This is a genomic window from Demequina pilifera (assembly GCF_048814985.1).
Taxonomy (GTDB): Bacteria; Actinomycetota; Actinomycetes; order Actinomycetales; family Demequinaceae; genus Demequina.
This window is the reverse complement of record NZ_JBMDTW010000002.1, coordinates 247,599-269,529: the sequence shown is the minus strand read 5'-3', so window position 1 is coordinate 269,529 and position 21,931 is coordinate 247,599. Positions and strand designations below refer to the sequence as shown.

The following is a 21,931-nucleotide window of genomic DNA, read 5'->3' as shown; positions in this document are numbered from 1 at the left end:
AATACTCCGATGACCCGATCCGACGCTGCGGGGCAGCGCCGCCGTCGGATGGTGGACCTCGCCCCCCTGAGAGCCAGCCCCGCATTCGCGCGCCTGTGGATCGGCGGCGTCGTCGCGGGCATCGGCTCGCAGATGTCGATCGTCGCGGTCGGTCTGCAGATCTACGAGATCACCGAGTCGACATTCGCCGTGGGCCTCGTGGGCGGCATCGCCCTGCTGCCGATGATCGTGGCCGGCCTGTGGGGCGGCATGCTCGCGGACGTGTTCGACCGCCGCCGGCTGCTCATCGCCTCGTCCCTGATCGCGTGGTTGTCCGTCCTTGGCCTGGTGGCGCTGTCGACGTGGGACGCGATCCTGAGCTCCGGTCCGGGCGCCGCCCACGCGCCCGTGTGGCCGTTCTACCTGGTCACCACCATCAATGCGGTCGCCGCGACCATCTCGGGCGCCACCCGCGGATCCGTCGTGGGGCGCATCCTCCCGCCCGAGCTGATCTCCCGTGCCACGGCGTTGAACGGCATCGGCTTCGGCACCCAGCTGACGGTCGGGCCCGCGCTCGCCGGCGTGCTCGCGGCCAGCGTCGGCCTGCCGTGGACCTTCGTCGTGGACGCGGCGCTGTTCACGGTGGGCTTCCTGGGCGTGTGGATGCTGCCGTCGCTGCCGCGACTGGGAGAGCGAGTCGAGGCGGGCTGGGGTCAGGTGCGTGCGGGGCTGGGGTTCCTGAAGCGCAGCCCCAACATCCGCATGAGCTTCATCGTCGACATCGTCGCGATGACCTTCGCCCGCCCCTACGTGCTGTTCCCGGCACTCGGAGCGACGGTGGTGGGCGGCGGCGCCCTCACCGTCGGCGCACTGACTGCTGCGGGCGCGGTCGGCACGATCCTCGTGAGCCTGTTCTCGGGGCCCGTTGCGCACATCCACCGCCACGGCGTGGCGATCGCGCGCGCGATCACGGTGTTCGGGGCGTTCGCGCTGCTGTTCGGAGCCGGCACTCTCGCGATGACCGTCATCGATCACGATGCTGAGCCGGGATGGTCCGGCATCTATTGGCCCGCACTGATCCTCCTCGGCGTCGCGATGGCCGGCATGGGGGCGTCGGACGAGGTCAGCGCGATCTTCCGTCAGACCATGATCATCAAGGCCGCCCCGGACGAGATGCGCGGCCGGCTCCAGGGCATCTTCGTCGTGGTCGTCACGGGTGGCCCGCGGATCGGCGACATGTACGCCGGAATCCTCGCGACCGCCGTCGCGCTGTGGTGCCCGCCGCTCGTCGGCGGCCTCGCGATCATCGGTCTCATCGCGGTGCTGACGCGCCTGCGGCGCTCGCGAGACGGGCAGTCCTTCCGCGACTACGACGACCGTCACCCGGTCGCGTAGCCGCTCCGGCAATGCGGCCGATGCGCCAGCGGGCTGACCTCGCGCGGTGAGTGGGCTACTCGCTCGGCTTGGTCGCCAGGTAGATGGTCGCCGTGGCGTCGCGGCCCTGCAGCGGGTTGTGGAACGTGATGACCTCGGCCTCGACGTCCACGAACACCTGCTCGAGGATCGCGACGTACTCGGCGTCCGGCGGGTCGTTGGACCACATCGCGTAGACGCCGCCGGGCGAGATGCGGGAGGCGACGGCGCGCATGCCCTCGACGCCGTAGAAGCCGGCGCTGCCGTCGTCCAGCACGTGCTGCGGGGAGTGGTCGATGTCCAGCAGCACCGCGTCGAAGGTGCGCGCGGCGTCAGCCGGGTCGTATCCGCCCTCGTGACTCATCGCGAAGAAGTCGCCCTGCACGAACCGGCACCGCGCATCGGCCGTCAGCACCGGTCCCAGGGGCACCAGCCCCTGCTCGTGCCACTCGATCACCGGCTCCAAGAGCTCCACGACTGCCATGTCCCGCACGGCAGAGTGCTCGAGGGCGCTCGCGGCGGTGTAGCCGAGCCCCAGGCCGCCCACCACGACGTCCACCGGGCGGTCGCCCCGCTCGTGGTCACTCAGCCGCGCGAGACCGCGGTGCGCGAGCGCCTCTTCGGCGACCGTGAACTGGCTCGACATCAACCACTCGTCGTTCAGCTTGACCTCGAACACGTCCACGCGCGTCACCGGGTCCAGGCGCCGGCGCAGGCTCACCTCGCCGATGGGCGTGGGGCCCCAGCCGAGCTCCTCGAATCGTGCGCTCATCGGCGGTCTCCTTGCGGTGGGTCGGTGTCGTGGGCGAATCCCGCCTGTCGCCACGCCTCGTAGGTCACCAGCGCCGCCGAATTCGACAGGTTGAGCGAGCGCCGGCCGGGCAGCATGGGGATGCGCACGCGGTCGGTGACTCGCGGGTGCGCCATGGCCTCCTCCGGCAGGCCGGTGGGCTCGGGGCCGAACAGCAGCACGTCGTCCGGTCGGTAGGCGATGTCCGAGTAGACCGTCGTGGCGTGCGCGGTGAAGGCGAACACCCGCGCGCCCGGCATCGCCACGAGAAGATCGTCGAAGGACGGGTGCACGGTGACTGTCGCGAGGTCGTGATAGTCGAGTCCTGCGCGCTTGAGCTTGGGCTCGGACAGGTCGAAGCCCAGCGGCTCGATCAGGTGCAGGTGAGAGCCCGTCACCGCCGAGAGTCGGATCGCGGCGCCGGTGTTCTCCGGGATGCGCGGCTCGTAGAAGGCGACGTGGGGCGCGGCGGACATGCCGTCCATCATCCCAGGCCGCCGAGGGGCGCACGCGCGCCCTTCACGCGTCGTCGACGACGATCCCCAGATGGGAGGCCAGCATCGGTGCGAGATCGAGCAGCTGCTGCTGGGACACCGCGGCTCCCCGCAGCGCCTGCGGGTCGTCCAGGCCGGCGAAGTCGAGACCGCGCATATCGACGTCGGTCATGGTCGCGCGGCGGACGGTCAGCGTGCGCACGCGGCAGCCCACGAACGCGACGCGCGTGAGCGCGGCGTCCATGAGGTCCAGGTCGTCGAACACGCAATCCTCGAAGGCGACGTCCGTGAGCTGCGTCCCCCGGAGATTCAGGTAGCCGAACTTGCATCCCGTGACGACGGACTCCGTCCACTCGCCGCTGTGCACTTCTGCAGCGCCGATGCGCGAGCGGCTGATCTCGCAGCGTCGCCATCTGCTTGCGGGCGCGTTCAGCGACGCGGCGGCGAGGGACTCGGCGCGACAGCCCGTGAACTCCACGCCGTGCAGCGTCGCCTCGCCGAGCCCGGCGCGGCTCAGATCGCAGTCCGTGAATGCGGCGTCGGTGAGGTCGCGATCGCCGAAGTCGAGCCCGGAGAGGTCGAGATCGTCGTATCGCGGTCCCTCGTCGAGGTCGTAGGCATCGGCGCGCATCACGTGCGCCAGGGACACCGCCTCCGGGCGCGGAGCGGCGATCGGGAGGGACATGGCGCCACTGTAGGTTGCGGCGGGTCGAGCTGGTGCTAGCGAATGGGGCGCAGCTTGGGCGAGTTCACGATCGCCACGAAGTGTCCGGCGAGCACGAACGGCGTCAGCACGACCAGCGCGATCAGGGTCCACCACAGCACGGGGGCGCCCACCAGCGTCTGCACGAGCGCCGCCACCAGGATGACGTGCGTCATCTCGACCGAGTGGTACACACGGTGGAGCGGCACCAGGTTGAACGCCTTGCGGGCGAGCCGCAGCAGCGGACGGCCGATCTCGCGGGCCTCGTGAGAATCGGGCACGTTCGGCATGCCGACCGCCCCACGGGCCACGTGCACCGCGTCGTTGAGGACCTTGTTCATCAGCACCATGGCACCCAGCAGGGCGCCGAGGGCGAGCGGCATGGCGTCGCCCATCGAGATGGCGAGCGAGGCGCCCAAGGCGATGGGGATGCCTCCCTCGGTCGTGTAGTGCGCGATCTTGTCGAGGAACACTCCGCGAGGACCAGAGGTGCCGCGCACCCGCGCGACCTCGCCGTCGGAGGCGTCGACGAGCATCTGCAGCTGAGCGAAGACCGCGGCCAGCAGGGGTCCCGCGATCGAGGGGATGAGCAGCGACAGCGCGGCCATCCACCCGGTGACGATGACGCCCACTGTGACGGCATCGGCGCTCAGGCCGGCGGCCAGGAATCGCTGGGTCAGGCGCGGGGACACCTTGCGCCAGTACAGCGAGGCGCTCCAGTGCTCGGCCATCGCGCGGCCCCGGATCGCGGGAGGCTGACCGACGGAGCGAATCACGTCCACGGGGACATCCAGGCGCGGCGAAGCGTCGCGCATGACGCGCCCGTTCTCGTGCACCGGTATGTCAATCCCCATTTGCCCATTTTATCAGCGCGTTCACCTTCTGTTAAGCCCCGCGTCACCGGCTGTTTGCCAGGGCCCACGCGCACTCTCGACGCAAAGTCGGCCCCGCGACGCGCATTACGCTGACGAGCATGAGCATCTCCCCGCCGCCCGGATCGCGCCGCGCCGCGCTCGGCGGGGTCGGCCACGGTCGTGGAACGGCGGGCCGGGACGAGTCCGCGCTCAAGGCGGCGAACGCCCAGGCCCCCGACATCCCCGACCTGTGGCACCGCGTCGCCGCGCTGTTCTCGCCGTACCGGACCCAGCTGGGGCTGACGGCCGTGCTCGTAGTCGTGACCGCATCGGCCGGAGTGATCCCGCCGCTGATCATCGAGCGGATCTTCGACGATGCCCTGTTCCCGGAGGGCGCTGCCGCCCCCAACCTTTCGCTGCTGGTCGAGCTCGTCGGGATCATCATCGCGATCTTTCTCGCGGTGGCGGCCCTCGGCGTGTGGCAGACCTACGTCACGGCGTCGGTGGGCAACAGGGTCACCGGCGACCTGCGCACGCGGCTGTTCGACAAGCTCCAGTCCATGGACCTCGCGTTCTTCACGCGCACCAAGACGGGTGTGATCCAGTCCCGCCTGCAGAACGACGTGGGCGGCGTGTCCGGGGTGCTCACCACCTTCGTGTCGAGCATCGTCGGCAACTCGGTGACGGTGCTCGCGTCGCTCGTGGCGATGATCCTGCTCGACTGGCGGCTCACGCTCATCGCCGTGGTGCTGATGCCCGCGCTCGTGATGGTGCAGCGGCGCGTGGGCCAGATCCGGGCGCGACTGGCCGCGCGCACGCAGGAGTCGCTGTCCGAGATGACCGCGATCACCCAGGAGACGCTGTCGGTGAGCGGGATCCTGCTGTCCAAGGTCTACAACCGGCAGCGGCTCGAGTCGCAGCGCTACGGCGCCGAGAACGACAACCAGATCGATCTGCAGGTGCGGCTGTCGATGTCGGGGCAGTGGTTCTTCGGCCTCGTCACGGTGATCATGAGCTCGGTCCCCGCCGTGATCTACCTCGCGGCCGGCGTGCTGATCGCGCGCGCCGCCGATCAGGGCGCCGAGCCCGCCATCACCGCCGGCACCGTGGTCGCGTTCACCGCGATCCAGGCGCGGCTGCTGTTCCCGCTCATGGCGCTCATGCGCGTCGCTCTCGAGGTGCAGACCTCGCGCGCGCTGTTCGCGCGCATCTTCGAGTACCTGGACCTGCAGCCCGCGATCGTGGATGCGGCCGATGCGCGGGACGCCGCGGACGGGCCCGGCCCCTTGGGCCGGGTGGAGTTCCGCGACGTCACCTTCCGCTACCCGGACGCGGCGGCCGATGCGGTCCCCACCTTGGACGGCGTGTCCTTCGTCGCGGAGCCCGGCAAGACGGTGGCCTTCGTGGGGCCCTCGGGTGCGGGCAAGACCACCGTGGTGTACCTCGCGGCTCGGCTGCACGAGGCGAGCTCCGGCGCGGTGCTGTTCGCGGGCTCCGACGTCCGGGAGCTCACCCACGAGTCCATCGTCGAGAAGGTGGGCGTGGTGAGCCAGGAGACCTACCTGTTCCACGCGTCGATCGCGGAGAACCTGCGCTACGCGAAGCCCGGCGCCACGGACGAGGAGCTCGTCGAGGCCTGCCGCGACGCGAACATCCACGACCAGATCCAGCGCTTCGAGCACGGGTACGACACGGTCGTGGGGGAGCGCGGCTACCGGCTGTCCGGGGGAGAGAAGCAGCGCATCGCGATCGCGCGCGTGCTGCTCAAGGACCCGCCGGTGCTGCTGCTCGACGAGGCCACCAGCGCGCTCGACACGGTGAGCGAGCGGATCGTGCAGGTGGCGCTGGACCGTGCGTCGAAGGGGCGCACCACGCTCGTGGTCGCGCACCGGCTGTCCACGATCGTCGATGCCGACGTGATCCACGTGGTCGAGGGCGGCCGCATCGTCGAGTCAGGCACGGCCGCGGAGCTCGGCGCGGCGGGCGGGCTGTTTGCCCGGCTCAAGGCCGAGCAGCGGGACTGACGAGCGCTCCCCAGCCCCCGCATCGGCCGGGCAGCGCGGCTTGCCCACTGACGGGGCGCCGCAGGGCCCGTGCGGAAGCTTCAGCCGTAGGTTCCGCACGGGCGCTCAGGCAATCGGCCAGTGCGCACGCTGCAGGACTGGGCCAAGCAAGAGGCGGGCCTGTGCCAAGCAAAAGGCGGGACCGGGCCCGTAGGCCCGATCCCGCCAGTTGTCGAGAACTTATGGGTCGACTAGTGGCCGCAGCCGCAGCTGCCGCCACAGCATCCGCCGGTGTTCTCGGCGGCGGGCGTCTCTGCACCCTTGTCGATCAGGTCGATGCTCTGCTTCTCAGCCATGCGTGACTCCTCTTGCTCGGCGACAGCCCCACCACGGGGCCTGGTTCCAGGGTAACCCCGGGCTGGACTACCAGATGCTCACGCGCTTGTCGGTGGCGAGCCACAGCTCGTCGTCTTCCGTGACGCCGAACGCGTCGTACCAGGCGGCGACATTGCGCACGATGCCGTTGACGCGGAACTCGCTCGGCGAGTGCGGGTCCATGGCCAGGCGCGTGACGAGCGCCTCGTCGCGGGTGACCATGCGCTCGGTGAGCGCATAGCCGATGAAGAACCGCTGCGTGGCCGTGAGGCCGTCGACCTCGGGGGCGTCCGCGATGGGGCCGCCCAGTGCGATCTCGTACGCCTTCAGCGCGATCTCGACGCCCGCCAGGTCGCCGATGTTCTCGCCGACCGTCAACGCGCCGTTGACCACGTGCTCGTCGCTCAGCTGCGCGGGGGAGTAGCCGTCGTACTGCTCGATGAGCAGGTGCGCGCGCTCCATGAACGCCGCGCGGTCCTCCTCGGTCCACCAGTCGTCGAGCTTGCCGCGGCCGTCGTACTTGGATCCCTGGTCGTCGAAGCCGTGACCGATTTCGTGGCCGATCACGGAGCCGATGCCGCCGTAGTTCACCGCATCGTCCGCGTCGGGGTGGAAGAACGGCGGCTGCAGGATGGCCGCGGGGAAGGCGATCTCGTTCGCGAGCGGCAGGTAGTAGGCGTTGACGGTCTGCGGCGTCATCAGCCACTCCGAGCGGTCCACGGGCTTGCCGATCTTGGACCATTCCCAGTCCTCGTCGAACGTGGACGAGGAGCGCATGTTGCCCACCAGGTCGTGAGGGGACACCTCGAGGCCGGTGAAGTCGCGCCACTTCTCGGGGTAGCCGATCTTGGGCGTGAACTGCGCGAGCTTGTCGAGGGCGCGCTGCTTGGTCGCGGGCGTCATCCAGTCGAGCTCGGTGATGGAGACCCGGTACGCCTCGATGAGGTTCGCGACCAGGCGGTCCATGTGCTGCTTGTGCGTGGGCGGGAAGTGGACCTTCACGTACTCCTTGCCCACCAGCTCGCCGGCGACGGCCTCGACGAACCCCACGCCGCGCTTCCAGCGCTCGCGCTGCTGCGTCGCGCCGGACAGCACGGTGCCGTAGAACTCGAAGTTGGCCTTGGAGAGGTCCTCCGTCAGGTAGGGGGCGCGCGAGTTCACCACGCGCCAGCGCAGGTACGACTGCCACGAGGCGACGTCGGTCTCCTCCCACAGCCGTGCGAAGGCCTCGAAGTAGCTCGGCTCGCCCGCGATGAGCAGGTCGTGCGCGGCCTCGGGCAGGTGGATCGCCTCCGCCCACGCCCGCCAGTCGAAGCCGGGCGCCTCGGTGACGAGCCGGTCGAGGGTGGTCGGGTTGTGCGTGAGCTCGGCCTCGCGGGTCTTGACGACGTCCCAGTGGTGGGCCGCCAGCGCGGTCTCGAGCGCCATGATGCCCTCGCCGCTGAAGTCGACGCCGGTCATCTCCGCCATGCGGTCGATGTGGGCCACGTAGCTCTTGCGAGTCTCCGCGTGAGAGTCCTCGCGGTAGTACGCCTCGTCGGGGAGGCCGAGTCCGAACTGCGACAGGTAGACCACGTTCTTGTCCGGGTTGTTCTTGTCCGCGAACACGTAGTAGCCGACCGCGCCGACCACACCCGTGCGCTGCAGCGCACCCATGGTGACGGCGAGCGCCGTCCTGTCCTGCGCATCGGCGATCGCCACGAGGTCCTCCTCGAGCGGCGTCGTGCCCAGCGCGTTGACACGCTCGACGTCCATGAAGCTCGCGTACAGCCCGCCGATCTGCGAGGCGGGATCCGCGGCCTCGATGATCTCGCGGGTGTGCTTCTCGGCCTCGTCCCGCAGCGTGTAGAAGCTGCCGTCGGCCGCCCGGTCATCCGGGATGACCCTCGATGCCTCCCACGGGCCGTTCACGTAGCGGAAGAAGTCGTCCTGCGGACGAACGGTCGGGGAGAATTCGGACTGGTCGATACCGGAGTGTTGAGCCATGGCCCCACCCTATGTGCGGCCGATGCGCGGGCCGGGACGGTTTCGCTGTCGGCGAGGGCGGCCGGCGCACGCCCCGGTGCCCGCAGGACGGGCGGGCGCCTGGCAGGATGGACCCATGCGCATTCACATCGCTGCCGATCATGCCGGATTCGAGCTCAAGGAGCACCTCAAGGCCCACTTCCTGGAGGCGGGCCACGCCGTAGTCGATCACGGCGCCGACGAGTACGACGCTCAGGACGACTACCCGGCGTTCTGCATCTCCGCCGCCGAGGGGGTGCGCGGTGACTCCGAGTCGCTCGGCATCGTCATCGGCGGTTCGGGCAATGGCGAGCAGCTGGCCGCGAACCGCGTGACGGGGATTCGCGCCGCGCTGATCTGGTCCGAGGAGACCGCACGGCTCGCGCGCCAGCACAACGATGCCCAGGTGGGGTCGATCGGCGCGCGCATGCACTCCCTCGAGGAGGCCACCGCGATCGCGGAGGCGTTCGTGGCAGAGCCGTTCAGCGGCGACGCCCGCCACCAGCGCCGCATCGACGCGATGACCACATACGAGAAGCGCCGCTGAGCCTCACTCGACTGACGCCTGGGCGCCCCATGAGGCGCTCAGTGCCCAGAATCGGCGATTTCGGGCACTGAGCACCTGCTAGGGCGCAACGGCGGCTAGAAGTCCCAGTTGGCGAGAGGGGCGATGGGCGACATCATCGCCACCGCGAGCTCGCGGGCCTGACCGGGCGTGTGCTCGAGGACCTGGCCGGCGGCGGCGAGCGACTCGACGCTGGTGCCCCCGAGGTAGACGGTCGACAGGTGGCGCACGTCCATGCTGAGGTCGGGCTCGGCGCCCTCGGCGCGGGTCACCTCGGCCTCCCCGTCGCTCACCACGATCCGCCAGGTGCCGGCGTTGTCCGGGACGTGCTTGTCGGTGAGCCCCACCGTCACGTCGCAGTCGTGGTAGTACTCGCGTGACTGGAGAGCCGTCGGGACGTCGAGCAGCCGCACCCACAGGTTGTCGATCACCTTGGAGCGTGCGCCGCGGGCGTCCTTGAGCTGGTGCAGCAGCGGGTCGTCGGTCGCGAGGTTCTCCGTGTACGTGGTCTCGACCAGGTCGAAGTCCGTGAGCGTCTCCCACAGCCGCTGCGACGCGGCGGGCGTGAGCGCGCCGTGCTCGCGCACCTGGCAGATGCCGTCGTGGATGCCGATGTCCGAATCGGCCTTGCGGCGGAAGAACGCGTAGCCGACGGGCTCGCCGCGGTCCTCGACGATCGCGATGCGCCACTTCTCCATGCCCTTGCGGTTGCCGATCGGGTCGGTGAAGCGCGCGTTCCGGCCCGAGCCCTCGGGGTTCAGCACCGTGCCCGGGCGGGTGAGCTTGGCCTGCAGGTCGGCGACCAGCTGGTCGTGCTTGTCGAAGTCGGCGCGCTCGAGGCGCACGTTCAGCTCGTCGGCTCCCTCGACCTTCCACATGCGCGGGCCGCGCGGGATGGACGCCTTGACCGTCTGGGCTCCCATGCCGTAGCCGAAGCGCGCGTAGATCTCGGCCTCCATCGCGTACAGCGAGCTCACGGCCTCGCCGCGCTCGAGGCATCGGCGGAAGTGGTCGTGCATCATCTCGGTCATGAGGCCGCGGCGGCGGTGCGACGGATGGACGCCGAGCCACGACAGTCCGGCAGTCGGCACGCGCCGGCCCCCCGGCGTGATCATGTCGGTGCCGAAGCTCGCGTGGACCGCGGCGATCTCGCCCACGTCGCCGCGGCGCTCGTCGGTGACCTCGAGGCCTCGCGCCCGCTCGACGGGAAGCGCATCGATGTAGTCCTGGCGGTCATCGATGAGCCACTCGCCGACGAAGGCCCATTGCACCACCTGGAAGAACTCGTCGAGGCGTGCCTCGGGGACGGTGATGGACTGGTAACCCTCTGCCTTCTTCATGGTCCTAGGTTTCCAGGTTTCTGCCCCGTCCCCAAACCGTGGGGGTGATGGGGGGCGGGGGAATCCCGCGGCCGGGGTGCGAAAGGGCGCTAGAAGCCGAAGTTGGCGAGGGGTTTGACGTCGGATGCCATCGCGCTCGACAGCTCCGCGGCGGTTCCCGGCGTCCGCTCGTCGGCGAGCCGTGCGCGGACCAGCTCCATCACAGTGGTGCCACCCAGATACACGGCGCCGAGCTCCTGGATGTCGAGTCGCAGGTCGGCCGATGCGGGGTCCGTGGTGTCGTCTCGAGTCACGCTCGCCTCGCCCGCAGCGACGTGCACCCTCCACACGCCCGCATTGTGAGGGAGGAAGGCATCGTCGATCTGCACGGTGACGTCGCAGTCCGCGGCGTAGCCGCGCGCCTCGAGCGCCTCGGACACGTCGAGAATGCGCACCCAGAGGTTGTCGGCGATGGTGACCTTCGCGGAACGGAAGTCCTTGAGCCTCAGCAGCAGGGGATCGTCCAGGGCGAACTTTCCGGCGTGAGTGGACGACATGAGGTCGAAGTCGGCGAGCACGCCCCACAGCCGCATGGTCGCCGCGGCGTCGAGAGCGCCCCACGCACGCACCCTGACCTTGCCATCCGGTCCCGAGTCTGCCCAGTCCTGCTTGCGTTGGAACAGCGCCCACGCCACGGGGTCGGCGCCGTCGCGCACCAAGGCGATGCGCAGCTCCTCGCTGCCCTCTCGATCGATCTCGAGGTCCATGAGGATGTCCGCGAGGGACTGCGGGGCGAGCGTGGTGACCGTGCCCGGGCGGGACATGCGGGACTGAATGGAGGCGATCGCGTCGCCGTGACGCTCGAGCGACGCGGAGTCCACCTCCACGATCAGGTCCTCGGAGCCGGGCAGCGGGCGCACCTCCGCGCCGCGGCCCAACTGCACGCGTGCCTCCGTGGCCGCCATCCCGTAGCCGAAGCGCTGGTAGATCTGCGTCTCCGCGGCGAAGAGGGTGGAGATCACCTCCCCGCGCGCGAGCGACCGGGCGAAGTGGTCGCCGATCATCGCCCGCAGCAGCCCGCGCCGGCGGTGGCCCGGGTGCACGCCGACCCAGCTCAGTCCCGAGGTCGGCACCTCGCGCCCGCCGGGCACTCGGGTGCCGAACTTGAACGAGGCGTGGACGGCCGCGAGCGTGCCCTCGGTGCCGCGCATCGGGTCGGCGACCTCGATCGCGCGGGTGCGATCCCACGGGAGGATCTCGTGGATGAAGCCCGCGTCCTTCTCCGGGACGGTGAAGGCGAAGGCAAAGGCATCGACGTGGAGGACCTCGCGCGCACGCGACTCGTCGACGGAGATGAGGCGGTATCCCTGGGGTGTGTTCACCCGACTGATTCTGTCACCGAGGTGCGACTTCGCGCCTGAGGAAACCCGCGCATCGGCGCCTGAGAGTGGGGCGCGGCCGCGGCTACTGCGCGGCGGCCTGCTCCACCGCGTCGCGCAGGCGCTCGTACTCGACCTTGATGCAGCGGTTCTGCACCACGTCGAGACCGGCGTCGAGGGCCTGCGACGCGGCGTCCTCGTGCGAGACGCCCAGCTGCATCCACAGCGCCCCGGCCCCCACCTCGATCGCATCCTCGGCGACCGGCGGGACATGTTCGGAGCGACGGAACACATCGACGATGTCGGGCACCACCGGCAGGTCCGCGAGCGAGGCGTAGAAGCCGTGGCCGCGGATCTCCTGACCCTCAGCCATCGGATTCACGAGGTAGATCTCGTACGGGGTGCGCGTCATCAGCCACGCGGCGATCGAGTAGCTGGTGCGGTGGTCGTTCGGTGACGCGCCGACCACGGCGACGGTGCGGGCGCGAGCCAGCAGCTCCACCAATGCGTCGTCGTCAGGCGCGCTCGCGCGACCGGCGGTCGGGGTGGGGCAGGCTTCGCCCGCAGGCGTTCCAGGCAGCTCGATGCTCATAGTGTCGGAAACGTACCGTTCGGCTCAGCATTCCCGAAATCGGTGGGGGAATGGCCGGCACGGGGCACCCGTTACCTGGGTGTCCCCATACGCGGAACAGATGTGAAGGAGAGTGCCATGGCGACTGAGCCCACGCCCGAGATCGGTATCAAGGAATCGGACCTGAAGTCCATCAACGCAGGACTCGGACAGGCGCTGGCGGACACGTTCACGCTGTACCTGAAGACTCAGGGCTACCACTGGAACGTCACGGGCCCGCACTTCCGTTCGTTGCACCTCATGCTCGAGGAGCAGTACAACGCGCTGTTCCTGGCGGCGGACGACCTCGCGGAGCGCATGCGCGCCCTCGGCGTCAAGGCCCCCGGGTCGATGGCGGAGATGATCGAGCTGTCGACGCTCAAGGACCACGAGCCCACGGACGACGCGATGACCATGGTCAAGAACCTGCAGCGCGACCACGAGGCGATCGCGGCGGCGATCCGGCCCCTGTCGGTGGCCGCGGACGAGGCGGGCGACGGCGCGACTGCGGACCTGTACAACGGCCGGCTCGACTTCCACGAGGAGACCGCCTGGATGCTGCGTTCGTTCGCCTCCTGACGACCGGCCGGGCCGATTTCCCGTAGAGGCAGACTCGAAACGATTGAAGCGTGACGACAGTGCCCGTGTCTTGTCTTGACCGCTTCGTAGACCTGAGACACTAGATCCGTCCCCCCCCGGGACGAGTCCCGACCCCCCTCGGGACTGACGGGCCCCCGCCGCAAGGCGGGGGCCCGTTCTCGTTTCCCGGCGCAGGCCGTGCCCCGCAGCCAGGCCGTGCCCCGCAGCGCGGTCCGCTCGCCGAGCTGCGTCCACCAACGATCGCCGCGCCCCCAGGTGACCGTCGCTCCCGCGAACGTCGACCGCCCCCACAGACGACAACAGGCCCCCCGCCATATGCGAGGGGCCTGCCGTCCATGGCGCGGCTGAGGGGCACGCCAGGTCTCTTTTGTCCGATTCTGAGGATAGGCTAGCGCCTTCGCGCGCCCAGCAACAGCGTCTGGGTCAAGAAAACCGCAGAGAATTTTCAGATGTAGTACATCGCTGGCTCTCGCTGCTCGTGAGCCGCAGCCTCCTCGGGCACCGCGTCCGGGTCCGGGTGCCGGTAGGAGTCGCCCGCGTCGATCGACGATGCCGCCGTACCCGCCTCGCGCGGGTTCGGGTGCTCCCGGATCTTCGCGGGAATCCCCACGGCGGTCGCCCCATCCGGCACGTCCTTCACCAGCACCGCGTTCGCGCCGATGCGCGCGTCGCAGCCGATGTGCACGGGGCCGAGCACCTTGGCGCCGGCGCCGATCACCACGCGGTCGCCCACGGTGGGGTGGCGCTTGCCGGGGCTCATGGTGGTGCCCCCGAGCGTCACGCCGTGGAACAGCAGCACGTCGTTGCCGATGACGGCGGTCTCGCCGATCACCACGCCCATGCCGTGGTCGATGAACACGCGCCGTCCGACCGTCGCACCGGGGTGGATCTCAATCCCGGTGCGACGGCGGGCGTGCTGCGACCACAGCCGCGCGTAGGTGAGCAGACCGCGGTTCCACAGCCAATGGGCCGCACGGTGGTGCCAGATGGCGTGGACTCCCTGGTAGGACAGCGCGATCACGATCCACGACCGCGCGGCGGGGTCGCGTCTCATGGCGGTGCGGATGTCCTCGAGCGCGAGGCTCAGGATTCCAGTGCGGTCAGACATGCGGGGACGGGCCTCTCGTGCTCTCTCAGTCCATCAGATCGGCGTAGAGCACCGAGGACAGGTAGCGCTCGCCGAAGGACGGGATGATGGTGACGATCGTCTTGCCGGCATTCTCGGGGCGCTTGGCGACCTCGATGGCCGCGTGGAGAGCGGCGCCCGACGAGATTCCCACGAGCAGGCCGTCCTTGCGGGCCGCGGCGCGGGCGGTCGCGACCGAGGTCTCGGAGTCGACGTCGATGACCTCGTCGTAGATCTCCGTGTTGAGCACCTCGGGCACGAAGTTGGCGCCGATTCCCTGGATCTTGTGCGGGCCGGGCTCGCCACCGTTGAGGATGGGGCTCTCGGCGGGCTCGACGGCGATGATCTGGATGCTGGGCTTGCGCTCCTTCAGCACCTCGCCCACACCGGTGATGGTCCCGCCGGTGCCGATTCCGGCGACGACGATGTCGACCTCGCCGTCCGTGTCGTTCCAGATCTCCTCGGCGGTGGTGCGGCGGTGGATCTCCGGGTTCGCCTCGTTCGCGAACTGGCGCGCGAGCACCGAACCGGGGCGCTCCTCGGCGATCTTGTTCGCGGCCTCGACGGCGCCCTTCATGCCCTCGGGTCCGGGGGTGAGGATGAGCTCGGCGCCGAACGCGCGCAGCAGGGCGCGGCGCTCCTTCGACATCGTCTCGGGCATGGTCAGCACGACGTTGTAGCCGCGGGCCGCGCCCACCATGGCCAGCGCGATGCCGGTGTTCCCCGACGTGGCCTCGATGATGGTGCCGCCGGGCTGCAGCGCGCCGTCCTTCTCCGCGGCGTCGACGATCGCGACGCCCAGGCGGTCCTTGACCGAGTTGGCGGGGTTGTAGAACTCGAGCTTGCCCAGCACCGTGGCTCCCGCGCCTTCGGCGAGAGCGTTGATCTTGACGAGCGGGGTGTTGCCGATGAGGGCCGTAGCGTCCTCGTAGATCTTTGCCATGGAGACTCTTCCTTTGATGGGTGGGCCCGGAAAGGGCGTGTCTGGTGGGAACAACAGAGGTGCATCGGGATTCGATACCGGGGCGAGCGCTGGCGTGTATCGAGCCCGCTCGTCGCGGGCGCGCGTCAGCGCTCTAGAGACAGCAGCAGCACATGCAGGCGCTGGGGGTCGCGCACATCAGCGGGGCGTGCGAGTACGGCGCGGAGGCGCGGTACTCGAAGCTCATCTCGCTGACCTTTCTGTGCGGACTTTCGCCAGCGTAGCGCCGATGCGCGGGCTGAGGCAAGGCGTGCCCGTCCGGCCGCGTGCGGCGGGGCGGGCACCTGCGGCGCTACTGTGACTTCAATCAGTACCTGCGACGAAGGAGGTCGGCGATGGCAGTCGCGACAGTGCACGTGGAGCGAGAGGTCGAGGCCGATCCGCGCGCCGTATGGAGCATCATCACGGACCTGGACCGCGCGCCCGAGGTGCTGACCGGCGTCGTCAAGGTCGAGCGGCTCGAGGGCGAGGGCTACGAGGTGGGCGTCAAGTGGCGCGAGACCCGGCGCATGCTCGGCAAGGAGGCAACCGAGGACATGTGGGTGGTCGCGGCCGACGAGCCGCACACCACCACCGTGAGCGCCGAGTCCAACGGCACCCGCTACTCGACGGTCTTCGTGTGCGAGCCGATCGATGGCGGCACGCGGCTGAGCGTGGACTTCGGCGGCGAGACGGTGAGCCCCACCCTGGGCCAGAAGATCGCGTGGGCGATGTTCGGGAAGATGGGGCTCAAGGCGTCCCGGAAGGCCCTGGTCCAGGATCTCGAGGACATCGCGAAGGCGGCCGAGTCGCGCTGATCCCCATCTCCGCTCCGCCTTAGCGCCCTAGTGGGCGGCCAGTGTCGGCGCTGGAGGGTTGTCGTCTCCTGGAGGACCGTGAGCGTCGGAGTCGAGGACCGCAGCGACACCAAGCCCTTCGGAGGCCGCAGTTCTACGGCTGATGTGCGCCCGCCTGTCCGGCACTCGCTGTCGCTTAGCGCAGCACCTGCCTGGGCAAATGGAGCGGGTGACGGGAATCGAACCCGCACCATCAGTTTGGAAGACTGAGGCTCTACCATTGAGCTACACCCGCGTTGCCGGGTTGAAGGGCGTGTTCACGCCTTCCCGGCGCGTACTAGAGTAGCCGAGCCCGGCCGATGCGGGTACCGCCTTCGCAACAGCGTCGCGCGGACGGGGTGTAGCGCAGCTTGGTAGCGCATCTGCTTTGGGAGCAGAGGGTCGCAGGTTCAAATCCTGTCACCCCGACTTCTGGCAGGGGGCCTCTCCTGTCGCTTTCGGCCTTGAAGCCGTGGGGGACATGTCCTGGACATCGGCAGGAGACCCCCGTCGGAGCGCGGCCCTCATCGCCACGTAGACGGTGACGGCGGCGGTGCTGAGGTTGTCCGGCGACTCGTGCGCATAGGTGCCGCAGCGTGCCTCACCGTGCGCGTCGCGCGATCCGGTATCCCAGAATGCCGCCGACGACGGCCAAGAGCGGCGCGAGGTTCCACACCAATCCCTGCGTCTCGCGTAGCCAGCCCTGCGACGCCTCCAATGCGGGAGCGATCAGCTCGTAGAGGCCGGCGCCCACGAGGAAGCCGGCCGACGCTCCCACCGCTGTTCCGACCCATGCCCGAACCGCGCGGCCGCGAGTGTGGGGTTCGGCCATGCTCACCTCCCGTGTCGCCGGTGGACGAGCACGGCGCACGGGGCGCAGCGGTGGGCGGCAGAGCGAACACGGACACGTTCCCCGCGTCTGCGCCCGCGGACGCCAACAATGAGCAGTCCGGCCTGTCGTGCTCGCGGGGACGAGGCTGCCCCCGGCCGCGCCTTCGTGAGACCCCCGGTCACGGGCAGCCGCTCGGTGTCGGTGCTCACCTGTCCGCTGCCGTGATCGAGCGCCTCGCTGTGCGCCCGCCCGCGTCCGACCTCTGTCGTGGCGGGCGAGATCGTGATGGTGCATAGTGGCTTGGACGTCGTCAGCACGGTCACAGCAGCCCCGCGGGCACAGGGGAACTCGACGGTCCTGCGCGGCGCGACCATGCTCATCTCAGAGCCGTCTTCGCCGACCGCGCTGGCGGCGGGAGCGGTCCACGTCATCGTCACTACCCCCTTGACTGCCTGTCTACACCCGGGTCATTCGGACGTCCAGTGCCTGTGGCGAGGCGGACCCTCCACTAGCCAGTTGACAGAGCGACGGCGAGCAGGATGACCAGGCCGATCACGAAGGCGCTTGTATGAATGAGCTTCGAGCTCCAACTCTCTTGCGCGGTGAACTGTGGGATCAGGTCTGCGGCGGCGATGTAGAGGAAGTTGCCAGCCGCAAACGGGATGAGTATGGCGACATCGAACGTGCCTGCAACGCCATAAGCGACCAGGCATCCGAGCAGGAACGTCAACGCTGAGGCCACGTTGTACAGCAGTGCGCGGCGGGGACTCCAGCCGCTGTGCACTAGGAGGCCGAAGTCACCCAGCTCCTGCGGAATCTCATGCGCGGCCGCGACGAGCCAGGTGACGACACCCAGTCGGATGTCGATGAGAAAGGCGCTGGCGACGGCGAGGCCGCCGATGAAGTTGTGAAGCCCGTCCGCGACGAGAACGAGGTAGCCGACAGGACGGTGCCGCCCTAGGCCGCGGTGGCAGTGGTGCCAGTGCAGGAACTGTTCCAGCACAAGGAAAGCGACGAATCCCAGGACGAGGACACCGTAGACCGACAGTTCGTTGCCCAGAGTGTCGACCGCTTCGGGGAGCATATGGAAGAGGGCGCCCCCCAGGAGAGACCCGGCCGCAAGCGCAACCAACGGCAGCACTGCCCGCTTCAGGGCACGCTCGGGGAGAAGGAGCGTCACGCTCCCCACCAGAGCCAACGCGCTCATCGCGAGCCCTGCCAGGACGATCCAGCTCAGAACAGGCATGCCCCACCTCGTTCAACGAATCCATCATCTCAGTGATGGCTGCTGCGAGGAAGGAGACGCAGCATTCGCCGGTCAATCGGCACCGACGCGACGCCATGGCGCCCTCATGTGGGGGGTGCTTCGTCATGCGTAGCGATTCTTCGCGGCATCCTTGTCACGCCATCGCTCGCGTCGCGGGACAACACCACCGCGTGAGCAAGAACGGGGTCCAGGTGCTCGGTGAGCACCTCGGCACTCATTAACTCCCGCGAGTACGGGCGATACACGGAAGCCTTCGGCGCCGGCATACGTGGCCATTGCTGCGGTGGTCAGGGGGATGGAGAGGAGGGTGGTCAAGCCGATGCGGCCGCGCGCCGCCGCGTCTGAGCGGCGCCCCCGGCCTACACCCCGCGCCCGCCGGCCGGATTCCCGGGCCAGGCGAGCGACAGGTGACGTTGATTGACACCGTCGATCGGCGAGGGCTAGCTTCTGCAAATGAAGATCGAGCGCCTCACCATGCCGCAACGGATCTCCGCAGTTGCGATTCTGGTGGTGATCCTGGCGGCCTTTCTTCCCTGGGTCTCGGTCCTGGGAGTGAGCGTGATCGGCCTCGAGGTCGACGGCGTCATGACCCTGGTGCTGGCGTTGGCCGGCGCAGTGGTGCTGGCCGTCACGACCGGCGTCGTCGGTGGTACTCGTAAGCCCGGCCGGGCGTCGCGCATCGTGCTTCTGGTGCTAGCGATCCTCGTCGCTCTGATTGGCGTGGTGGACATGAACGGCGCAGCAGCCGTCGGTCTGTATCTGACGCTGTTCGGTGGCCTGGCCTGGGTGGTCGGCGCAGTGTGGGAATTGAATTCGATGCAGAAGCCGAGAATCGCTCCGGGCGACGGTCCTCAGCACCAGGATTGACCCCGACCCTCGTGGCCCGGCCGCGCGGATGAGCAGCCGATGCGACATGATCGGTGAGTGCGCGGGCGGCGGTCCTGCACGGGTCCGCCAGCCTTGTCAGCGCGTCGTCCGCGGCCATACGATGGGGTGAGGAGCCCCGTCCGCTCTGGTCCCGGCGGGCTCGGCCTGAGCGCGCATCGAAGGGACCATCGCCATGGCGGCCACCGCTTCTCCACCGCCCCCGGGAGCACCGACCAGCGTCGCGTGGCACGCGCGTGACGCGGACAGCGTCCTGGAGTCGTGGCACAGCGACGCCACGGCAGGACTCGACGCCGACGAGGCCCGCGGCCGGCTCGAGGAGTACGGACCCAACCGCCTTCCGGAGGCCAGCCGCCGCGGTCCGCTGACTCGGGCCATCGCACAGTTCAACAATCCATTGATCCTGGTGCTGATCGTCGCGGGCGTCGTCACGCTCCTGTTGCAGCACTACCTCGACTCGGCCGTGATCTTCGGCGTGGTCGTCATCAACGCGATCATCGGCTTCATTCAGGAGGGCAAGGCCGAGAACGCCCTCGAAGCGGTGCGCGCCATGCTCGCCAGTCACGCGACAGTGCTGCGCGATGGCCGGCGTCAGCAGATAGAGGCCGCCGAGGTGGTCCCCGGCGACGTGGTGCTGCTGGAGTCCGGGGATCGGGTCCCGGCGGACCTTCGCCTGCTGCGCGTGCACAACCTGCGCATCGAGGAGTCGGCTCTGACGGGGGAGTCCGTCCCCGTCGAGAAGAGCGTCGACGCCGCCACCGAGGGGGCCAGCGTCGGAGATCGCACCTGTATCGCGTACTCCGGGACCCTCGTCGTCTACGGCCAGGCGCGCGGCGTGGTGGTCGCGACGGGGGCCGGCACCGAGATGGGACAGATCGGGGCGCTGGTCAGCGAGGCCGCGTCGTTGGCGACGCCCCTGACCAAGCGGCTCGACCAGTTCGCGCGCCAGATCACGGCATTCATCCTCCTCGTCGGCGTCGTCGCGTTCCTCTACGCGCGGTTCGCCGGCGGGTACGGGTACCTCGATGCGTTCCTGGTGGTGGTGGGCCTCGCCGTGGCGGCGATCCCCGAGGGATTGCCGGCGATCATCACGATCGTGCTCGCGATCGGCACCCGCGCCATGGCGAGCCAGCGCGCCATCGTGCGGCGGCTCCCGGCGGTGGAGACCTTGGGCTCGGTCACGGTGATCTGCTCCGACAAGACCGGCACGCTCACTCGCAACGAGATGACCGCGGTGCGGGTGATGCTCCCCGAGGGTGACGTCGCCTGCGGCGGGGTCGGCTACGCCCCCGACGGAGGGTTCTCCGACGAGCACGGCCGTGTCCAGCGGTCGGACTTCCCGGGGCTGCAGCGGCTGGCCATGGCAGGTCTGCTCTGCAATGACGCGGTGCTGCACCACCACGACGACGACTCGTGGAGCGTGGCCGGAGACCCCACCGAGGGCGCGCTGGTGACGCTGGCGATCAAGGCCGGCCTCGAACAGCGGGAGTCGCAGTCCGACTTCCCGCGGGTCGATGAGGTGCCGTTCGAGTCCGAGAACCGGTTCATGGCCACGCTGCATCACGACCACCATGGGAATGCCTTCGTGCTGCTCAAGGGCGCCCCCGAGCGCGTTCTCGACATGTGTGGGATGGCCGAGGACGAGCAGTGGCCCCAGCGCGTGCTCCGGGCCGCGGACGGGGGAGAGCGGGTGCTCGCGCTGGCCAGGGCCGACGTCGACTCCGACTCCGACAGCCTCGATCTTGACCGCCTGCCGAGTTTCGACCTGCTCGGCATGGTGGGGCTGCTCGACCCGCCGCGTCCGGAGGCCGTCGCCGCGGTCGCGGAGTGTCAGAGCGCCGGGATCACCGTCAAGATGATCACCGGAGACCACGGCGCAACCGCCGCCGCCATCGGCCGGGACCTCGGACTGCACTCCGAGAAGGTGCTCACGGGCGAGGCCATCGAGGCGATGAGCGACGACGAGCTCCAGGCCGCGGTCGCCCAGAACGACGTGATCGCACGGGCCAGTCCGGAGCACAAGATGCGCCTGATGGCCGCGTTGCAGGCCGGCGGCGATTACGTCGCGATGACCGGGGACGGCGTCAACGACGCCCCGGCGCTCAAGTCCGCGGACATCGGCGTGGCGATGGGCGACCGCGGCACCGATGCCGCGCGCGAGGCCTCCGACCTGGTGCTGACCGACGACAACTTCGCGACCATCGCACGTGCGGTCAGGCAGGGCCGCGTGGTGTTCGACAACATCAAGAAGGCCCTGCTGTTCATCCTTCCCACGAACGGCGGCGAGGCGGGGCTGATCCTGGTGGCGCTGCTGCTGGCGCAGACCATGCCCGTCACCGTCGGCCAGATTCTGTGGGTCAACATGGTCACCGCCGTCACCTTGGCGCTGGCGCTGGCGTTCGAGCCCGCCGAGCCCGGGGTGATGCGCCAGCCGCCTCGGGCGCCCAAGGAGCCCCTGATCACCCGGCCGCTCGGCGTGCGGATCGCCTATGTGAGCTTCCTGATGGCGCTCATCACTCTGGTCGCCTTCGAGTGGGAGCTCTCGCGAGGCGCCTCCATCGAGGTGGCGCGGACCACGGCGGTCAACGTGCTCGTCTTCGCCGAGATCCTCTACCTGATCAACGTCCGGCACTTCACCAAGTCCGCCCTCAACGTGGACGCCTTCACCGGCAACAGGGTCGCAGTGATCGTGATCGGGGTGCTGATCGCGCTGCAGATGGCCTTCACCTACGCGCCGCCCTTGCAGCAGGTGTTCGCCAGCGAGGGGCTCGGGTGGGCGTCCTGGGCGGTGATCCTCGGTCTGAGCGTCGCCAAGTTCCTCGCGGTCGAGGCGGAGAAGGCGTTCTGGAGACACCGCGGCGTGCGGCGCATGTAGCGCGGGGCACATGTAGCGCGCCTGCCGCGAGTGGGGCCGCGCGAGCGACAGAACAGCGGGG

The 21,931-nt window shown here is 69.4% G+C and carries 19 protein-coding genes and 2 tRNA genes; 8 read left to right on the top strand and 13 right to left on the bottom strand.

Features of this window, described 5'->3' with window-relative positions; translation table 11 throughout:
- Positions 1-9 precede the first annotated feature (9 nt).
- Entirely contained in the window at positions 10-1,374 is a 1,365-nt protein-coding gene (locus tag ACNI14_RS04000; protein ID WP_420518677.1) for an MFS transporter, read from the top strand.
- Positions 1,375-1,429: 55 nt separating this feature from the next.
- Here the strand turns inward: ACNI14_RS04000 and ACNI14_RS03995 are convergent, their stop codons facing one another.
- From ACNI14_RS03995 to ACNI14_RS03980, 4 genes are read right to left on the bottom strand one after another with little or no spacing between them, the layout of a single operon-like run.
- Complete coding sequence (locus ACNI14_RS03995) at positions 1,430-2,164, bottom strand: polyamine aminopropyltransferase (RefSeq protein WP_420518676.1); 735 nt, start codon at positions 2,162-2,164, stop codon at positions 1,430-1,432.
- Complete coding sequence (locus ACNI14_RS03990; RefSeq protein WP_420518675.1) at positions 2,161-2,658, bottom strand: tRNA (cytidine(34)-2'-O)-methyltransferase; 498 nt, start codon at positions 2,656-2,658, stop codon at positions 2,161-2,163. Before ACNI14_RS03990 ends, ACNI14_RS03995 begins: the two co-directional genes overlap by 4 nt.
- A gap of 43 nt (positions 2,659-2,701) precedes the next feature.
- Positions 2,702-3,361, bottom strand: a complete 660-nt coding sequence (locus ACNI14_RS03985; protein ID WP_420518674.1) for a pentapeptide repeat-containing protein — start codon at positions 3,359-3,361, stop codon at positions 2,702-2,704.
- Positions 3,362-3,396: 35 nt separating this feature from the next.
- Positions 3,397-4,233 carry a CDP-alcohol phosphatidyltransferase family protein gene (locus ACNI14_RS03980; RefSeq protein ID WP_420518673.1) on the bottom strand — a complete coding sequence of 279 codons (837 nt, stop codon included), beginning with the start codon at positions 4,231-4,233 and terminating at the stop codon, positions 3,397-3,399.
- A 119-nt stretch (positions 4,234-4,352) separates the two neighbouring features.
- On the opposite strand from ACNI14_RS03980, the gene ACNI14_RS03975 reads away from it, so the two are divergent.
- Positions 4,353-6,257, top strand: coding sequence for an ABC transporter ATP-binding protein (locus tag ACNI14_RS03975; RefSeq protein WP_420518672.1), 1,905 nt, complete (start codon positions 4,353-4,355; stop codon positions 6,255-6,257).
- A gap of 402 nt (positions 6,258-6,659) precedes the next feature.
- Here the strand turns inward: ACNI14_RS03975 and ACNI14_RS03970 are convergent, their stop codons facing one another.
- On the bottom strand, positions 6,660-8,597 hold the full coding sequence (locus tag ACNI14_RS03970; protein WP_420518671.1) for a M13 family metallopeptidase: 1,938 nt from the start codon (positions 8,595-8,597) through the stop codon (positions 6,660-6,662).
- A 115-nt stretch (positions 8,598-8,712) separates the two neighbouring features.
- Here ACNI14_RS03970 and ACNI14_RS03965 point away from each other — a divergent pair, with 115 nt between their 5' ends.
- The gene (locus ACNI14_RS03965; protein WP_420518670.1) at positions 8,713-9,162 is read left to right on the top strand and encodes a ribose-5-phosphate isomerase; all 450 of its coding nucleotides are present in this window, start codon (positions 8,713-8,715) and stop codon (positions 9,160-9,162) included.
- Between the two features lie 95 nt (positions 9,163-9,257).
- Here ACNI14_RS03965 and ACNI14_RS03960 read toward each other — a convergent pair whose 3' ends face one another.
- From ACNI14_RS03960 to ACNI14_RS03950, 3 genes are all read right to left on the bottom strand, one after another.
- The gene (locus tag ACNI14_RS03960) at positions 9,258-10,520 is read right to left on the bottom strand and encodes a GNAT family N-acetyltransferase (RefSeq protein ID WP_420518669.1); all 1,263 of its coding nucleotides are present in this window, start codon (positions 10,518-10,520) and stop codon (positions 9,258-9,260) included.
- An 89-nt stretch (positions 10,521-10,609) separates the two neighbouring features.
- Positions 10,610-11,881: a GNAT family N-acetyltransferase gene (locus ACNI14_RS03955; RefSeq protein ID WP_420518668.1), complete on the bottom strand. Its 1,272-nt coding sequence runs from the start codon at positions 11,879-11,881 to the stop codon at positions 10,610-10,612.
- Positions 11,882-11,963: 82 nt separating this feature from the next.
- Entirely contained in the window at positions 11,964-12,470 is a 507-nt protein-coding gene (locus ACNI14_RS03950; RefSeq protein WP_420518667.1) for a CoA-binding protein, read from the bottom strand.
- 117 nt (positions 12,471-12,587) lie between these two features.
- On the opposite strand from ACNI14_RS03950, the gene ACNI14_RS03945 reads away from it, so the two are divergent.
- Positions 12,588-13,067 carry a Dps family protein gene (locus ACNI14_RS03945; RefSeq protein ID WP_420518666.1) on the top strand — a complete coding sequence of 160 codons (480 nt, stop codon included), beginning with the start codon at positions 12,588-12,590 and terminating at the stop codon, positions 13,065-13,067.
- 466 nt (positions 13,068-13,533) lie between these two features.
- Here ACNI14_RS03945 and cysE read toward each other — a convergent pair whose 3' ends face one another.
- The gene (cysE, locus tag ACNI14_RS03940; RefSeq protein ID WP_420518665.1) at positions 13,534-14,196 is read right to left on the bottom strand and encodes a serine O-acetyltransferase; all 663 of its coding nucleotides are present in this window, start codon (positions 14,194-14,196) and stop codon (positions 13,534-13,536) included.
- 25 nt (positions 14,197-14,221) lie between these two features.
- Positions 14,222-15,157 carry a cysteine synthase A gene (gene cysK, locus ACNI14_RS03935; protein ID WP_420518664.1) on the bottom strand — a complete coding sequence of 312 codons (936 nt, stop codon included), beginning with the start codon at positions 15,155-15,157 and terminating at the stop codon, positions 14,222-14,224.
- Between the two features lie 374 nt (positions 15,158-15,531).
- On the opposite strand from cysK, the gene ACNI14_RS03930 reads away from it, so the two are divergent.
- A complete protein-coding gene (locus tag ACNI14_RS03930; RefSeq protein WP_420518663.1) occupies positions 15,532-15,993 on the top strand; it encodes an SRPBCC family protein in 462 nt (153 codons plus the stop codon).
- Positions 15,994-16,193: 200 nt separating this feature from the next.
- On the opposite strand, the gene ACNI14_RS03925 is transcribed toward ACNI14_RS03930, so the two are convergent.
- Positions 16,194-16,267: transfer RNA gene (locus tag ACNI14_RS03925), tRNA-Gly, on the bottom strand.
- Between the two features lie 99 nt (positions 16,268-16,366).
- On the opposite strand from ACNI14_RS03925, the gene ACNI14_RS03920 reads away from it, so the two are divergent.
- A tRNA-Pro gene (locus tag ACNI14_RS03920) sits at positions 16,367-16,440 on the top strand.
- Positions 16,441-16,612: 172 nt separating this feature from the next.
- On the opposite strand, the gene ACNI14_RS03915 is transcribed toward ACNI14_RS03920, so the two are convergent.
- Positions 16,613-16,843, bottom strand: coding sequence for a hypothetical protein (locus ACNI14_RS03915; protein ID WP_420518662.1), 231 nt, complete (start codon positions 16,841-16,843; stop codon positions 16,613-16,615).
- A gap of 508 nt (positions 16,844-17,351) precedes the next feature.
- The gene (locus ACNI14_RS03910) at positions 17,352-18,089 is read right to left on the bottom strand and encodes a ZIP family metal transporter (RefSeq protein WP_420518661.1); all 738 of its coding nucleotides are present in this window, start codon (positions 18,087-18,089) and stop codon (positions 17,352-17,354) included.
- 474 nt (positions 18,090-18,563) lie between these two features.
- Between ACNI14_RS03910 and ACNI14_RS03905 the strand changes: the two genes are divergently transcribed.
- Both ACNI14_RS03905 and ACNI14_RS03900 read left to right on the top strand, forming a co-directional pair.
- A complete protein-coding gene (locus tag ACNI14_RS03905) occupies positions 18,564-18,977 on the top strand; it encodes a hypothetical protein (RefSeq protein ID WP_420518660.1) in 414 nt (137 codons plus the stop codon).
- A 193-nt stretch (positions 18,978-19,170) separates the two neighbouring features.
- Positions 19,171-21,870, top strand: coding sequence for a cation-translocating P-type ATPase (locus ACNI14_RS03900; protein WP_420518659.1), 2,700 nt, complete (start codon positions 19,171-19,173; stop codon positions 21,868-21,870).
- Positions 21,871-21,931 lie beyond the last annotated feature (61 nt).